Source organism: Actinoplanes italicus (assembly GCF_003001815.1).
GTDB classification, from domain to species: domain Bacteria; phylum Actinomycetota; class Actinomycetes; order Mycobacteriales; family Micromonosporaceae; genus Actinoplanes; species Actinoplanes italicus.
The window spans coordinates 165433-179789 of sequence record NZ_PVMZ01000018.1 but is presented as its reverse complement, the minus strand read 5'-3'; the positions used below and the strand labels follow the sequence as shown (position 1 = coordinate 179789).

Below are 14357 nucleotides of genomic sequence, written 5' to 3'. Positions count from 1 at the left end.
CAATGCGAAGTGTTCTAGTCATCGGCGGAACCGGGACGATCGGCGGGGCCGTCGCCCGCCGCCTGCTCGCGGCCGGCTGGCGGGTCACCGTCACCGGACGCCGTCCCCGCCCGGTCCCGGAGGGCGTCACCCTGGTCCTGGCCGACCACGACTCCCTGCCTGTCGGAACGTTCGACCTGGTCGTCGACTGCGCCTGCTACACCGCCGAGCACGCCCGCCAGGTGCTGCCTCTCATGCGCGACGCGGGCTCCGCCGTGATGATCTCCAGCAAGGCCGTCTACGCCGACGCCGACGGCAACCACGTCAACTCCGCCGGCCCGCCCCGCTTCGACGGCCCGGTCACCGAGGACCAGCCGACCGTGCCGCCCGGCGACATGGACTACAACTCGGCCGGGGGCTACGGGCCCAACAAGGTCGCGGCGGAGCGGCTGCTGCTCGACAGCGGCGCTCCGGTCACCGTGCTGCGGCCGTCCAAGGTGCACGGGCCGGGTGGCAGCGAGCCGGCCCGCGAGTGGTGGTTCGTCAAGCGCGCGCTGGACCGGAGGCCGTACGTGCTGCTCGCCGCCGAGGGAAAGGGCGCCGATCACACCTCGGCCGCCGCGAACATCGCCGCGCTGGTCGAGTGCGTCGCCGACCGGCCGGGCCGCCGCGTCCTCAACGCCGCAGACCCGGACGCCCCGGACGGCCTGACCATCTCCCGCGTGATCGCCGATCTGACCGGGCACACCCGCGAGGAGATCCTGCTGCCCGGCGACGATCCGGCCGGATGGCATCCCTGGCATCGGGTCCCGCCGATCGTCCTCGACATGAGCGCGGCCGGACAGCTCGGCTACCGGCCGGCCGGCGACTACGCGGCGACCGTGGCCGAGACGGTGGAGTGGCTGTTGCGCAACCGGCCCGGCCACGATCCCGAGGGCTGGTTCGACTACACGGCCGAGGACGCCCGGCTGCGTAGTCGATCTAGATTGGAGGCGTGACGGGGTTCGGGGGGCGGCTGCGTTCGCTGCGGCATGCCGCGGGGCTGACCATGGACCAGCTCTCCGAGGCGTCCGGGGTCAGTGTCCGCGCGATCAGCGACATGGAGCGGGGCCACAGCCGTACGCCCCAGCCGCGCACCCTGGCCGCGCTGGCCACCGCCCTCGGACTCGGTGACGACGAGCACCGGGCCTTCGCCGACTCCGCCCGTGAGCTGCGGATGCGGACCGCCGACGCCCGTCCGCGGCTGTGCGAGCCGCCCCGCGAGGTCGCCGACTTCGTCGGGCGGGCCGCCGAGATCCAGCGGATCGCGGAGAACACCGGCCGTGTCGTCGTCGTGCACGGGCAGCCGGGCGTCGGCAAGACGGCCCTGGCGGTGCACGCGGCCGCCCGGCTGCGCGACGAGTTCACGGACGGCTGGCTGCACCTGGACCTGCGCGGCGTCGACCCGGAACCGCTCGACCCCGGGGAGGCGGCCCGGCAGCTGCTGCGCGCCCTCGACGTGAGCCCGCGCCGGATCGCCGACTCCGCCGACGAACGCTGCAGCCAGGTCCGCGCCGAGCTCGGTGAACGCCGATGCCTGCTGGTGCTCGACAACGCCGCCGACGAGGCTCAGCTGCGGCCGCTGCTGCCCGGCGCAGGCGGCGGCATGGTGCTGATCACCAGCAGGCGCATGCTCGGCGGCCTGGAGGGGGTGCTGCGGATCGGGCTCGGCCCGCTCGCCCCGGCCGAGTCCGCCGGGCTGCTGCGGGCGATCGCCGACCAGGCCGGTGACCCGGCCGCCGCCGGACAGGTCGACGAGGTGGCCCGCCTCTGCGGCCACCTGCCGCTGGCGCTGCGGATCGCCGGCACCCGCCTGGCCACCCGGACCGCGTGGACGGTCGGCAACCTGGTGGACCGGCTCGCCGACGCCGACCGGCGGCTCGCCGTGCTCAGCACCGGCGACACCGGGGTGGCGGCCGCGTTCGCCCTGTCACACGCCCAGCTCTCCGGCGAGGGCCGGGCCCTGTTCCGGCGGCTCGCCCACGTGCCCGGTCCCGACTTCGCCGCACCGATCGTGGCCGTCCTCGCCGGATCGGACCCGCACGACGCCGAGGACCGCCTCGACGAACTGGTCGAACTCGGGTTGCTGCAGGCCGACGGCGCCGACCGGTACCGCTTCCACGACCTGATCCGGCTGTTCGCGGGGGAGCGGCTCAAGGTCGAGGAACGGCCCGCGACCCGGGACGCCACCCGGCAGCGGATGATCCGCTGGCTGCTGGGGACGACGATCGTGGCCGGTCGCTGGTTCGAACCCGGCTACGGCGCCCTGCCCGCCGGGTGGACCGGGTTCGTGCCGCTCGCCAGCCTCGAGGAGGCCGCGTTCTGGCTGCAGACCGAGGCCGGCAACTGGCTCGGCGCCCTGCGGCAGGCCGGCGACGACCGGCTGATCGTGGAGGTGGCCGAGGCGCTGCACTGGTTCTCCGACACCATGATCGGCTGGCCGGGCTGGTACGAGGTGTTCGCGCTGTCCCGCGACGCGGCGGCGCGCCTGCCCGACCCGCGGCAGCGCGTCGTGCATCTCAACTACTTCTCGTGGGCCGCCACCTGCTGCGCGCACCGCTACGACGAGGGTGCCGAGGCCGCGCGGACCGCGTACGCGCTCGCCGTGGAACTCGGCGACCTCAGCGAGCAGAGCTGGGCGGTGCAGTACGAGGGACACGCGCGACGGTACGCCGGACATCACGAGCAGGCGCTCGACGCGTACTCCCGGGCCCTGCCCCTGGCCGAGGCGTGCGGTGACCACGACAGCTACGTCCAGGTGCACCTGGCCGTCGGGCAGGCGCTGCGCCATCTCGGGCGCAACGCCGAGGCCCTGGAACAGCTGCGCCGGACCCTGCACGAGATCGGCCGGCGGCCGGTGTCACCCCGGTCGGCGCTGTTCGTCCGCTCGTCCGGGGGCGTGTACATCGCGCTGGCACTAGTCGATCTGGGCCGTCTCGGCGAGGCTCTGACCGAGGGCGAGACGGCGATGACACTCACCGTGGAGTTCGGCGAACCCGGCATGATCGGGCTCGCGCATCTGGCCATCGGCCTCGCCCACGCCGGGCTCGGTGCCGTCGAGCAGGCCCGGGACCACCTCGGCCGCGCCGTCCAGCTGGTGCACAACCGGCAGAACAGAGACTTCGCCGCACGCCGGCTGGCGGCACTCTGACCTTCTGCCGGTCGTCCTGCATGGCCCGCCGGTCCGTTCGACGGTTGCATGATCGGCATGTCTTCGGTTTCTCGTCGTACCGTTCTTGCCGGTACCGCGGCGGCTGCGGTGGCCGTCGCCGCCTCCGGCACGCCCGCGGCCGCCGGCCGTCCCAAGGTCAAGCCCACCATCGTTCTCGTGCACGGCGCGTTCGCCGACGCGGCCGGCTGGTCCGGTGTCCTGAAGCGGCTGATCCGCGCCGGATATCCGGTCCTCGCCCCGGCGAACCCGCTGCGCGGTGTCGCCTCCGACTCCGCCTACCTGGCCAGTGTCCTGAAAACCATCTCCGGTCCGATCGTGCTGGTCGGCCACTCCTACGGTGGTTTCGTCATCACCAACGCCGCCACGGGCAACCCGAACGTCAAGGCACTGGTGTACGTGGCCGCGTTCGCACCCGACGCCGGTGACGACGTGTACCACCTGCAGGTCAGGTTCCCCGGCACCGAGCTGGGCCTGGAGGCGCTGGACTTCCGGGAGACCCCCGGCGGCGGCCACGACGGCTACGTCAAGCGCGAGGTCTTCCAGCGCGTGTTCGCGGGCGACCTGTCAGCGTCCGAGGCCGACCTGCTCTGGGCCACCCAGCGGCCCGGCGACTCCAGCACCCTGCAGACCCCGTCCGGTGAGCCGGCCTGGCGGACCATCCCGTCGTTCTTCCTGGTGGCCCGGGACGACCGGCTCATCCCGGCGGCCGTGCAGCGGTTCATGGCCGAGCGGGCCGGCGCCGTCCGTACCGTCGAGGTCCGGTCTTCGCATGTCGCCATGATCTCGCAGCCGAAGGCGGTCGCCGACCTCATCGAGCGGGCCGCGGCGAGGAGCTGAGGGCGTCACCGGCGGCGGTCCTCCTGGAGGCCGCTGCCGGTGTTCTCCTTCGTGCCGGCGGCGGGATGCCGGGGCAGATCCGCGGCCCGCGGGAGGTCGCGGAACGCCTCGGCCAGCTTGTCGCCATGGATCTTCTTGGGCTCTTCGGTTACGTGCGTCTCTCCCATGACTCCATGGTCAGCCCGGCGGACCCGCGCAGAGGCGGATTCCGGTTTCCAGGGCGACCCGGTTCCGCGAGGTCCACTCGTGCGCTGCCCGTACCTCATCGGCGATCCCGCTGTCGCGCAGCGCCCCCATCGCCGGATCGCCGGCCTCGGCCCGCACGGTAGACGGTGTTCTTCGGCGACAGGTCGTTGTGGCAGACGACCCCCTGATCACCGGCCAGATCGGTGCCCGCGGTCAGATCCGCCCCAACACCGCGTGTACGAGATCCGGGTTCCGCGGCGGCGTCTTGCGTACCGTCGCACCGACCCGGACCGCGTCCGCCGCGAACCCACCCGGCAGCGCCTGCTCGACACCGCAGACCGTACCGCTCAGGCTATGGGCTTGGTGAGATAGACGCAGGTGAGTGCCGCCTGCGCGGGACGGCCCGTGATCATCTCGCGGATCTGCGGGTCGTCGGTCTTGGGCATCCGGCAGGACTTGCGGGCCTTGTCGATCACCGCGAGCGCCTGGGCGATCTCGGACTCGCGCTGCGGGCAGCGATGGCTGACGTCCAGGTGCACGTCGGCGAGGGTGCCGTCGTCGGTGTTCACCGCCACCCAGCCGGCGAACTCCTCCCGGTCCCAGCCGCAGACCTGCGCGGCGACCTCCTCGATCTCGGCGAAGCCGGTGTCCGAGAGCGGGTGCCCGATCTGTTTCTCCAGGGCGCCGCGGTAGGCGGCCGGGTCGTAGGAGGATTCGGCCAGCGGGGCGCCCGCGACCGTGACGGCCGGCGCGGCGGCGGCGACCGGGGTGGTGTTCTCCTCGCGGGCCGGCGTCACGCCGGTCTCGGCGACACCGATGCCGGCCGCGCCGAGCACGGCCAGGGCCCCGACGGCGAACCGGGCACGGCGGCTCATCCGGCGCCGATGCAGCGCGCGACGCGTGTGCACGCCCCGGTACCGCTCGTCCATCCGATGCCCCCTTCCGCTTCCCGGTGCCGATCAGCCGTTCCACCTGTCCATTCGGCTGTCGCGGCGTCGGCGAAAGCAGTTAGGGGTACATCTCACACATCGGTTCAGTCGCCCTTGACGTTGACCATCTGGCGCAGCGTGTGACGGATCTCGACCAGGTCCTCGGCGTCCTTCATCACCACGTCGATCGGTTTGTACGCCTGCGGGATCTCGTCGAGGAACGCGTCGGTGTCCCGGAACTCGATGCCCTTCATCGCCTCGCGCAGCTGCTGGCGGGTGAAAGTCTTGCGGGCCGCCGTCCGCGAGTAGGCACGCCCGGCCCCGTGCGGCGACGAGTTCAGGGCGGTGGCGTTTCCCTTGCCGGCGACGACGTACGAGGCGTCGCCCATCGAGCCGGGGATGAGACCGGGCACCCCACGGGCCGCGTTGATCGCACCCTTGCGCGACAGCCACACCTGTTCGCCGTAGTGGGTCTCGCGCTCCGTGTAGTTGTGGTGGCACTGCACCCGGTCCCGCTGCTCGACCGGCCCGCCGACGAAGTCCGCGAAGCACGCGATCACCCGGTCCATCATCTCGTCCCGGTTGATCAGCGCGAAGGTCTGCGCCCACCGCAGCTCCCGGAGGTAGGCGTCGAACTGGTCGCTGCCCTCCTCCAGGTAGGCCAGGTCGCGGTCGGGCAGGTCGATCCGCCGCTGTTCCATGAGCTGCCGCGCGACCTGGATGTGGTGGGTGGCGATCTTGTTGCCGATGCCGCGGGAGCCGGAATGCAGGAACAGCCACACCGCGCCGGACTCGTCGTGGCACACCTCGATGAAGTGGTTACCGCTGCCGAGCGTTCCGAGCTGCAGGGTCCAGTTCTTCGCGTACCGCAGAGGATCGAATTCCGCCTTCTCGGCCTCGGTGGTCAGCTGATCCACGCGGCGCCGCGCCGACTCGGTGAGCCGGGAGTTGTAGGAGCCGGCCGACAGCGGCACGGCCTCCTCGATCGAGGTGCGTAGCCCGCGCAGGTCCCCGACCAGGTCGTCGCGGTGATACTGGGTCCGCACCGCCGCCATCCCGCACCCGATGTCGACGCCGACGGCCGCCGGGATGATCGCCCCGACGGTCGGGATCACCGAGCCGACCGTGGCGCCCTTGCCCAGGTGGGCGTCCGGCATCAGCGCGATGTGCGGATGGATGAACGGCAGCCGCGACGCCTTCTCGGCCTGCCGCCGCGTCTCCTCCTCCAGGATGCTGGCCCAGCTGATCAGCCGCTCGTTGATCTGCCACATCTCCAGGTGCACCTCTCGCCCGTCTCGTCCCGGATCAGGTTGGCAGGCCCGCTCACGGGTCCTCACACCGCCACACCCCTGGGCCGCCCTCAACCGGCCCGCAGTTCGCGGACGTGCTGGACGAAGTCGTCGTCGGCGCGGACCACCCGGAAACCGGTGGAGCGCAACACTCCGAGAGAACCGGTGTTCCACGGTCTCGCACGGGCGTTCAGCCACTGCAGCCCGTACTCGTCCCGGGCAGCGTCACAGATCCTGCGGACGCCCAGTTTCGCCAGTCCACGCCCGGTCGACCGTTCCGCCATGCGGAACCCGAGCTCGGCACCGCCCTCCGCGACGTCCACAAGATTGAACCGTCCCACGATCGCGCCCGCCTCGTCGACCAGGACGTGAAAATGGCAGAGACCGGTCGCCTGTTCCGCCAGCAGCGCCGCATGCCGCGCATCGAACTCGGCGAAGTAGGCGTCACCGCGATCCGGTATCGACCGCGCGAACCAGGCCCGATTGGCGACCTCGAACTCCAGCAGGGCCGGCGCGTGATCCTCGTGGAGCCGTACCAGGGCGAACTCCGGGTCACCCATCACGCCGTACCGACGTGGACCGGCCCCGTCGGGGCGGCCCGGAGACCGCAGCCGTCCAGATGGAACGTCTCCAGATCGGCGTCAAAACGGATCACGAACCGCATCGTCACGACCCCATCATCCTCATCGCCGGACAATTCGCCTCCGAATTACGCTCCGGAGGCGCGGCTGGCGGGTAGCGGGGTTCCGGACTGGCCGACGCGGGCTCCGAGGCGGGCTTCGGTGCGGTGGTATGCGATCGCGGTCAGCAGGGCCAGCGCGGCCAGGGTGATCCAGAGCAGGCTCGGTGCGGTGGCGAGGAGAACTCCGGCGAGTACGGGGGAGAGCGCGGCCGACACGCCCCAGGCCAGCTGGTAGACGGCGGTGTAGCGGCCGGTCATGTGCGCGGGGGCGAGAGCGAGGGCGACCGTGTCCGCGGTCGGTTCGTAGAAGGACTGCGCCAGGCCGAGCACCACGGTCGCGGCGATCGCGACGGGAGCGGCGGCCAGCGGGGCGGGGAGGAACAGCAGGCAGCCGGCGGCCCAGAGCAGGGCGGCCAGGGCGAGCACCCGCAGCCTGCCGGTACCGCGGGTCAGCAGCGGTGTTCGGGTCATCGCCAGCGCCACCGTTCCGGTGAGCAGACCGGCCGCGAGCCCGGGCAGCCAGGCCGGTCCGTGCGCGACCTCGATCAGGTAGACCGGCATGGCGATGATCGGGGTCGATGCCAGCAGGGTGCACACCGTGTTCAGCAGCGTGAGGTGCAGGAGGGCGCGGTCCCGGAGCACCGTCCGGTACGACGCCCGGCCGCCGGCGGGATCGCCGGTGCCCGGGGACGGCCGCCGGATGGGGCGGTGGCTGCCGGCGGTGGCGACGACGGTCAGGACGGCGGCGAGGGCGTAGGACGCCGTGTCGACCGCCAGCATGATCAGCAGACCCTCCTTGCGTCCCAGCAGCAGGACACCGGAGGCGGCGAAGCCACCCAGCATCACGCCGGCCAGGCGGGCGCTGCGCAGCAGGCCCAGCCAGCGTTCGGCGCGATCGCCGGTGAGCGCGCCGATCAGTGGGGCGAACGCCGACCAGAACATCCGGACGGACGCCACGCCGAGGATCGAGGCGAGGGTGAAAGAGAGGAGGTCGCGTGCCGAGAGCAGTAGCAGGCCGCCGAGGACGGCCACCACGTTGGCCAGGATGACCACCCGTGCCGCGCCGATCCGGTCGACGAGCGTGCCGGCGAGAGGGCCGGCGGCCAGTGCCACCGCGGCGGCGACCCCCAGGGCCGTGCCCGTCCGGGCGAGCGGCAGGCCGGCCACCTCATGCCCGTAGAGCAGGCCGAACGGTCCGAACAGACCGCTGCCCAGGGCGTCGACGGTCATCGCCACGGCCAATAACCGGAGGCGGGGAGCACGGATATCCATAGGCCAAAGGCTATATAGGTAGCTAGCTAAATATCAAGGTATGATCGCCGGGTGACGATCTCTGATGAGCTGCCGGTACGGTTGCGGGCGCTCGCCCATCCGGTGCGTCTCGGCATCCTGCGCGAGCTGTTCGAGCAGGGTGAGGTTTGTGCGTGCGACCTCGGGTCGGCGTTCGGGGTCAGCCAGCCGACCATCTCCGAGCACCTGCGGGTGCTGCGCCAGGCCGGCCTGGTGCAGACCCGCCGGGACGGCACGAAGATCTGCTACTCCCCGGACGGCGCCGCGCTCGACTGGGTCACCGCGGGGCTCGACGCGCTGCGCCCCGCGGTGCCGGCCAGGTGACCCGGCTGTGCCACACCGCAGTCTCAAGCTCGCCGAGACAGCGGTGTGACACAGCCGATCCGTGGGTTCAGGAGACCGTGCGGGACCACTGCTGGTTCGTGCCCGAGCCGCAGGCGTACTGCTGGATGTCGGCGCCGTCGGCCGTGTTCGAGGAGACCACGTCGAGGCACTTGCCGCTGTGCCTGGCCTTCAGCTGGAAGTAACTGCCGGTCGCGGCCCACTGCCACTGCTGGTTGGTGCCGGTCCCGCAGGTGTACTGGATGATGTTGGCGCCGTCGGCGGTGGACCCCGACGTCACGTCCAGGCACTTCCCGCTGTGCTGGGCCACGATCTGGAAGTACCCGCTGCCCGCGTCGCGGAACTCCCAGCGCTGGTTCCCGCCACTGTTCCAGGCGTACTGCTTCACCTCGGCATTGTTGGCCATCGAGGCGCTCACCACGTCCATCACCTTGCCGCTGTTGCGGTTCGTGATGCGGTGGTAGGTGGCGGCGTTGCCCGTGACCGTTCCGGCGGCGGCGTCGACGGTGATCGTCGGGTACCAGGTCAGCGACATGCTCGTGTTCGAAGGGAAGCTGATCGGTAGCCAGACGTAACGCGAGTCGTTGACCGGGCCGGACCAGGCGCCGGCCCAGCGGTCGCCCATGTAGAGGTAACTCGTGCCGGACGTGCCGGTGATCGGCAGGACATAGGCCGGCTGCGAGCCGTACGTGGTGGAGTCACCGACGTTCGTCCAGCCCGACCAGGGGCCGCCGATGCTGGTCGCGGTGGCGTACTTGGACTGGTTCGGGTTCCAGCCGGAGGTGCCCGAGGTCAGCAGGAAGTAGACGCCGTTGCGCTTGAACATGGCCGGCGCCTCGCGGGTGGCGTTGTCCCAGAAGTTGCCGACCAGCGTCTGCACCTGCAGGTAGTCGGCGGTGAGGCGGTAGATCTGCAGGTCGCGGTTCTCGTCGGCCGCGGAGATCATGTACGCGGTCCCGCCGTCGTCGTAGAGCGTGATGTCGCGGGACATGTACTGGTTGAACGGGCGGAAACTGCCGTGGTACGTGTACGCGCCGTCGATCGTCGCCGACGACGCCACGGCCGCCCGCGCCTCGCCGTAATCCGTCCCGTTCTCCTTGTGCATCCACATCACGTAGCGCCCGGTCGACGCGTTGTAGATGACCTTGGGTCGCTCGATCTTGGAACTGCCCAGTTCGGACGCCGACGACGAGGTGAGCACGTTGTTGCGGAACTCCCAGGTGCGCAGGTCGGTCGACCGGTACACCGAGACGGCCCGGAACGTGTCGTCGGCGTTGCGGTTCTCACCGAACCAGTACCAGTAGGACCCGACCTTCAGGACGCCGCCACCGTGGGCGTGCACCCCGGCTCCGGCCGTGTCGGTGAACTGAACGCCGTTGGTGATCGTGACCGGCGCGGCTTGCGCGGGCAGAGGCAGGGCCAGCGTCAACAGGACTACCGCGAGGGCGGCGAGAAGTCTCATCCGAGCTCCCGATCGATGCGTAAGAATGTGTGTAACGTCTTCGTAAACGGTCGGAAACGGTGAGGCCATGGTGCGATCCCGCTCGGTCGGAAACGCAACCAATCGAACAACCCTGTTCCAGGTGCAGCGGCACGACCGCCTGCTCACCGAGCTACGCCGCAGCGGCGCGGTCCGCGTCAGCGACCTGGCCCGCGATCTCGGGGTGAGTGAGCTGACCATCCGCCGGGACATCGCCGCCCTGGCCGCCCGCAACCTGGTCCACCGCGTCCACGGCGGCGCCACGCTCCCAGCGCCGATCCGATCACTGCCGGCCCGCCGGACCGCCTTCACGATCGGGATGGTGGTGCCGTCGCTCGACTTCTACTGGCCGCCGATCGTGGCCGGAGCGCGGGCGGCCGGTGCGGCGCTCGGGGTGAACGTGCAGTTGCGCGGGTCCAGTTACGACCCGGAGGAGGACCGGCGGCAGATCGGGCGGCTCGTCGACGCCGGCCAGGTGCAGGGGCTGCTGCTCGCACCCAGTCTCGACGGCGACGATGCGGACCGGATGATCGACTGGATCACCCGGCTGCCGGTGCCGGTGATCCTGGTCGAACGGCAGCCGCGCCGGTGGACGAGTACGCCCCGGCAGATCGAGTGGGTCCGCAGCGATCACGGGCTCGGGCTCGAGATCGCCGTCCACCACCTGTACGAGCAGGGACACCGCAGGATCGGGCTGCGGCTCTCCGGAGGCAGCCCGACCTCGGCGTACCTTCTGCAGGGCTGGCGCCGGGCGTGCGCCGACCTCGACATCGCCGACGACGCGGTGAACGTACCGCTCAAAGGGTTGTCCGCGGTGATCGTGCACAGTGACCCGCAGGCCATCGTGCTCGCTCAGAACGCCGCGGACCAGGGCATCCGGGTGCCCGACGACCTGGCGATCGTGTCCTACGACGACGAGGTGGCGCACCTGGCCGAGCCGGCGCTGACCGCGATCCGCCCGCCGAAGAACCACGTCGGCAGGCTCGCCGTCGAACTCATGGTGTCGCGTCTGCTCGACGGCGACAAACGCCCGGCCCAGGGCGTCCTGGTCGCCCCCGAGTTGGTGGTGCGCCAGTCCTCCCTGTCCCGCCGAGTCCGAGCCTGACCCCACCCACCCCACCCCGCATCGTGGTGATCTGTGCCCGCCGACAGACCGCACTTCACCACGCGCCGCAGCCAAGCGGTTCGCGTGGTGATCTGTGCCCGTGGGTGAGCCGTAGTTCACCACGCGGGGTAGCTGAGCGGTTTGCGTGGTGATCTGTGCCCGTGGGCAGACCGCAGTTCACCACGCGGGAGGGGGTCAGCGGCGTGGGGCTGTGGCGGAGTCGCGGATGCGGAGGGACGGGCTGATCATGATGCGGTGGGTCGGGCGCTGCGGATCGGTGAGGCGGTCGGCGGCCAGGCGGACCGCCGCGCGGCCGATCGAGCGGCGCGGCGGGCGCACCGCGGTCAGCGCCGGGCTGAACAGGCCGGCCACCTCGTCGTCGTAGGCGATCACCGACAGGTCGCCGGGAACCGACAGGTGGCGTTCCTCGCAGCGCTGCACCAGGGCGATCGCCTCGGCGTCGGCGTGCACGAGCAATGCCGTCGTCCCCGTCTCGAGCGCGGAGTCGAGCGCCCGGTCCAGTGCGGCCTTGCACTCGGGCGACGACGCGTCCGGCACCACGGTGTCGACCGTGTCGCTCACGTCGATGCCGCACTCGGCGGCCGCCTCGAGCCAGCCCCGGTGGATGTGCGGGCGGGTCGGGCTGGGACCGGACAGGACCACGCCGACCTTGCGGTGACCGAGACCGGTCAGGTGCCGCACGGCCATGCCGGCGCCCTGCGCGTGATCGGAGACGACCGATTCGAGATGGGCGTGGTGCGGGCCGGCCGTGGCGGTGCGTTCCAGCAGGACGACCGGGATGCCGAGGCCGGCCAGCCACTCGATGGTCTGCTGCGCTGTCGGCGCGTCCAGCCTGGGCGCCACGATCAGCGCGTCGACGCCCTGGTCGACGAGGCGGTTGAGCTGCGGCCGGTCGTCCTCGGTCTGGTACGACGAGCCGCGCAGCACGATCCGCAGGTCGAGGTCACGGGCGGCCTCCTCGGCGCCGCGCGCGACGTGCGGGTAGTAGTAGTCGAGTGACGGCACGAGCATGCCGATGCTGCCGGTGAAGTCGAGCTCCGGCTCGCGGGTGTCGTCGCCGGAGGGCAGCGCCACCCCGCCGTGCACCCTCCGGACCAGGCCCTCGGAGGCGAGCTGGGCGATGTCGCGCCGGATCGTGACGGTGGAGGCGCCGAGCGCGTCGGTGAGATCCGAGACCCGCAGCACGCCGTCGCGCTGCAACTGCTCCAGCAGCCGCGCCCGGCGGGCCACCTGTAATGGGCCCCGCTTGTCAGAGTTGCTCACCGCTGCTTCTCCTTCACGGTCAGTTCGAGGGTACCGACGGGTCCCAGGGTGGTGACGTCGATGTCGAGGCGGGTCAGGTGGTCGCCCCAGACCTCGGTGAGCATCGGGTCGTCGAGTTTGCGGACGGTCGTCGAAAAGGGCAGGTCGCCCCAGGTCACGGTGACCGGGCCGAGGTCGGCACCGCCGTCGGCCGGGGTGACCGGACCGGCCGTGATCAGGTGTAGGACGGTGCGCCCGGAGCCCGGCGCCAGCTCCCAGGAGTCACGGATCGTGATCGTGCCGGTCGTGCGGTCGAGCCGGGCGGTGCGGATCCAGCGGCGGATGTCGTCACGGGGATAGGCCCCGGCGAGATCGAGGGTCATCCCGTCAGGGAAAAGGTTGACGTCCCGGGCAGCGAAGGAGCGGCCCGCCGCCTGCTCGGAACCGCGGATCGACGGCGTGTTGTGCCAGGTGGAGCGCATGGTCCAGATCTCGTAGCGGCGCGGCCCGAACGTCTGCGCGGTGTAGGTGGGCCGCCCCGGATCGACCAGCACGGGCACCCCGTCGCAGGCCACCACGAAGCTGCCGACGTCGTTGTGGTTGTGGTTCTCGTCGTTGTGTCCGCCCTTGATCGCCAGCGTGAGGCCGTCGGCGCTGCCCGCGGCGGGCCGGGCCAGCAGTACCTGGGTGGACGGGAACCACACCTCGCGCGGCAGCGGCGAGACACCCGGCGCGGCGGCGGCCCAGTCCCGGTCCAGGACGGCCTGCAGCAGGTGGCCGAGGCCGTGGCTCTCGGTGGCGACCGGTTCGCCGGGCCGCCGGTGCGTGGCCGCGTGCGCCTCGGCCTCGGGCACACCGGCCAGGCGGGCCAGGCGGTGCACGATGTGCCACGGCTCGTGCGGCGACGGGCGGGCCGGTCCGTCGGCGTGGTTCAGATACCACGGTCCGCCCAGGTGGACGCGGTGCGGGAAGGCGATCAGCTCCGGGTCGAGGTCACGGCCGAGACGCTCCAGGGTCTCCAGGTAGCGCAGCGCACCGAACCACCAGTAGTGGTAGCCCTCGTCGATGGCGCCGTCGGCGGGCACGGCAGCGGCGTACCGGTCGATGCCCTCGGTCACGAGATCGGTCAGGTGCCGCCTGCGCTCCTCGGAGGAGACCAGCAGGGAGGTGGCGATCAGGATGTTGCTGTGGATCCACGGGTTCCAGTTGTGCACGTGCCCGTCGAGCCCGAGCCACTGCCAGTCGCGCCGCTCGATGAACGGGACGAGTACCCGCCGGTCGACCTCGTACCGGATCCGGGCGCGCAGGCCGGGGTACCGCTCGTCGAGCTGGGCGCCGAGCACGTGGTCGATCAGGGCGAGCTCGGCGGCCACCTCTCCGGCGCCCAGATCCACGTAGGGGTCGGTGACTGCCGGTAGCACCGAGCCGTGCCTGGTGAGCGTGTCGTCGTGGGCCGGCCAGCACCAGGTGCTCTGCTCGCAGAACAGCACGACGCCGTCGGCGACCTCGTCGATCCAGACCGGGTCGAGGGTGGCCGCGGCCAGCGTCACGGCCCGCGCCAGGCGCTGATGCCGCTCCCAGACGGCCTGCTCGTACGTGTCACGATCACCGTCGCGGAAGTAGCGCGCGAAGTCACGGGCGAGCGGGTTCGGCCACGGCGCGCCCAGCGCGGCGCGGGCCCGCTCGGAGAGCAGGCGGAGGGTCGGTTCGTCGGCCGCCTCCCAGGACTGCCGGTCGGTGGCGGCTGGGACGAACATGGGTCAC

14 protein-coding genes are annotated in these 14357 nt (G+C 71.5%); 5 read left to right on the top strand and 9 right to left on the bottom strand.

Features of this window, described 5'->3' with window-relative positions; genetic code table 11:
- Window positions 1-2 precede the first annotated feature (2 nt).
- The 3 genes from CLV67_RS35600 to CLV67_RS35590 are packed head-to-tail and all read left to right on the top strand — an operon-like array spanning window position 3 to window position 4027.
- Entirely contained in the window at window positions 3-977 is a 975-nt protein-coding gene (locus CLV67_RS35600) for an NAD-dependent epimerase/dehydratase family protein (protein WP_106326446.1), read from the top strand.
- Window positions 974-3169: an ATP-binding protein gene (locus CLV67_RS35595; protein ID WP_106326444.1), complete on the top strand. Its 2196-nt coding sequence runs from the start codon at window positions 974-976 to the stop codon at window positions 3167-3169. Before CLV67_RS35600 ends, CLV67_RS35595 begins: the two co-directional genes overlap by 4 nt.
- 57 nt (window positions 3170-3226) lie before the next feature.
- Window positions 3227-4027 carry an alpha/beta fold hydrolase gene (locus CLV67_RS35590; protein ID WP_106326658.1) on the top strand — a complete coding sequence of 267 codons (801 nt, stop codon included), beginning with the start codon at window positions 3227-3229 and terminating at the stop codon, window positions 4025-4027.
- Window positions 4028-4032: 5 nt separating this feature from the next.
- On the opposite strand, the gene CLV67_RS52205 is transcribed toward CLV67_RS35590, so the two are convergent.
- From CLV67_RS52205 to CLV67_RS35565, 6 genes are all read right to left on the bottom strand, one after another.
- Entirely contained in the window at window positions 4033-4194 is a 162-nt protein-coding gene (locus tag CLV67_RS52205) for a hypothetical protein (RefSeq protein WP_170154119.1), read from the bottom strand.
- Window positions 4195-4204: 10 nt separating this feature from the next.
- Window positions 4205-4351 carry a hypothetical protein gene (locus tag CLV67_RS52200; RefSeq protein WP_170154118.1) on the bottom strand — a complete coding sequence of 49 codons (147 nt, stop codon included), beginning with the start codon at window positions 4349-4351 and terminating at the stop codon, window positions 4205-4207.
- A 209-nt stretch (window positions 4352-4560) separates the two neighbouring features.
- Window positions 4561-5142 carry a hypothetical protein gene (locus CLV67_RS35580; RefSeq protein ID WP_106326442.1) on the bottom strand — a complete coding sequence of 194 codons (582 nt, stop codon included), beginning with the start codon at window positions 5140-5142 and terminating at the stop codon, window positions 4561-4563.
- Between the two features lie 104 nt (window positions 5143-5246).
- The gene (locus tag CLV67_RS35575; protein ID WP_106326656.1) at window positions 5247-6413 is read right to left on the bottom strand and encodes an RtcB family protein; all 1167 of its coding nucleotides are present in this window, start codon (window positions 6411-6413) and stop codon (window positions 5247-5249) included.
- Between the two features lie 89 nt (window positions 6414-6502).
- Entirely contained in the window at window positions 6503-6991 is a 489-nt protein-coding gene (locus CLV67_RS35570) for a GNAT family N-acetyltransferase (protein ID WP_106326440.1), read from the bottom strand.
- A 149-nt stretch (window positions 6992-7140) separates the two neighbouring features.
- On the bottom strand, window positions 7141-8385 hold the full coding sequence (locus tag CLV67_RS35565) for an MFS transporter (protein WP_106326438.1): 1245 nt from the start codon (window positions 8383-8385) through the stop codon (window positions 7141-7143).
- Window positions 8386-8436: 51 nt separating this feature from the next.
- Here CLV67_RS35565 and CLV67_RS35560 point away from each other — a divergent pair, with 51 nt between their 5' ends.
- Window positions 8437-8727, top strand: coding sequence for an ArsR/SmtB family transcription factor (locus CLV67_RS35560; protein WP_203737156.1), 291 nt, complete (start codon window positions 8437-8439; stop codon window positions 8725-8727).
- Window positions 8728-8794: 67 nt separating this feature from the next.
- Here the strand turns inward: CLV67_RS35560 and CLV67_RS35555 are convergent, their stop codons facing one another.
- The gene (locus tag CLV67_RS35555; protein WP_106326434.1) at window positions 8795-10207 is read right to left on the bottom strand and encodes an RICIN domain-containing protein; all 1413 of its coding nucleotides are present in this window, start codon (window positions 10205-10207) and stop codon (window positions 8795-8797) included.
- Window positions 10208-10328: 121 nt separating this feature from the next.
- On the opposite strand from CLV67_RS35555, the gene CLV67_RS35550 reads away from it, so the two are divergent.
- Window positions 10329-11330: a LacI family DNA-binding transcriptional regulator gene (locus tag CLV67_RS35550; RefSeq protein ID WP_239166371.1), complete on the top strand. Its 1002-nt coding sequence runs from the start codon at window positions 10329-10331 to the stop codon at window positions 11328-11330.
- Window positions 11331-11525: 195 nt separating this feature from the next.
- On the opposite strand, the gene CLV67_RS35545 is transcribed toward CLV67_RS35550, so the two are convergent.
- Together CLV67_RS35545 and CLV67_RS35540 are read right to left on the bottom strand one after the other, a co-directional pair.
- Window positions 11526-12614 (bottom strand): substrate-binding domain-containing protein, encoded by a 1089-nt coding sequence (locus CLV67_RS35545; protein ID WP_106326430.1) that lies wholly within the window; start codon window positions 12612-12614, stop codon window positions 11526-11528.
- Window positions 12611-14350, bottom strand: a complete 1740-nt coding sequence (locus CLV67_RS35540) for a heparinase II/III domain-containing protein (protein WP_106326428.1) — start codon at window positions 14348-14350, stop codon at window positions 12611-12613. The genes CLV67_RS35545 and CLV67_RS35540 overlap by 4 nt, the downstream gene beginning before the upstream one ends.
- Window positions 14351-14357: the final 7 nt, after the last annotated feature.

Excerpts from the sequence above, each read along its gene's own strand:
- CLV67_RS35540 (WP_106326428.1), bottom strand. The coding sequence starts at position 14,350 with ATGTTCGTCCCAGCCGCCACCGACCGGCAGTCCTGGGAGGCGGCCGAC.
- CLV67_RS35580 (WP_106326442.1), bottom strand. The coding sequence starts at position 5,142 with ATGGACGAGCGGTACCGGGGCGTGCACACGCGTCGCGCGCTGCATCGG.
- CLV67_RS35600 (WP_106326446.1), top strand. The coding sequence starts at position 3 with ATGCGAAGTGTTCTAGTCATCGGCGGAACCGGGACGATCGGCGGGGCC.
- CLV67_RS35575 (WP_106326656.1), bottom strand. The coding sequence starts at position 6,413 with ATGTGGCAGATCAACGAGCGGCTGATCAGCTGGGCCAGCATCCTGGAG.
- CLV67_RS35590 (WP_106326658.1), top strand. The coding sequence starts at position 3,227 with ATGTCTTCGGTTTCTCGTCGTACCGTTCTTGCCGGTACCGCGGCGGCT.
- CLV67_RS35570 (WP_106326440.1), bottom strand. The coding sequence starts at position 6,991 with ATGGGTGACCCGGAGTTCGCCCTGGTACGGCTCCACGAGGATCACGCG.
- CLV67_RS52205 (WP_170154119.1), bottom strand. The coding sequence starts at position 4,194 with ATGGGAGAGACGCACGTAACCGAAGAGCCCAAGAAGATCCATGGCGAC.
- CLV67_RS35555 (WP_106326434.1), bottom strand. The coding sequence starts at position 10,207 with ATGAGACTTCTCGCCGCCCTCGCGGTAGTCCTGTTGACGCTGGCCCTG.
- CLV67_RS35565 (WP_106326438.1), bottom strand. The coding sequence starts at position 8,385 with ATGGATATCCGTGCTCCCCGCCTCCGGTTATTGGCCGTGGCGATGACC.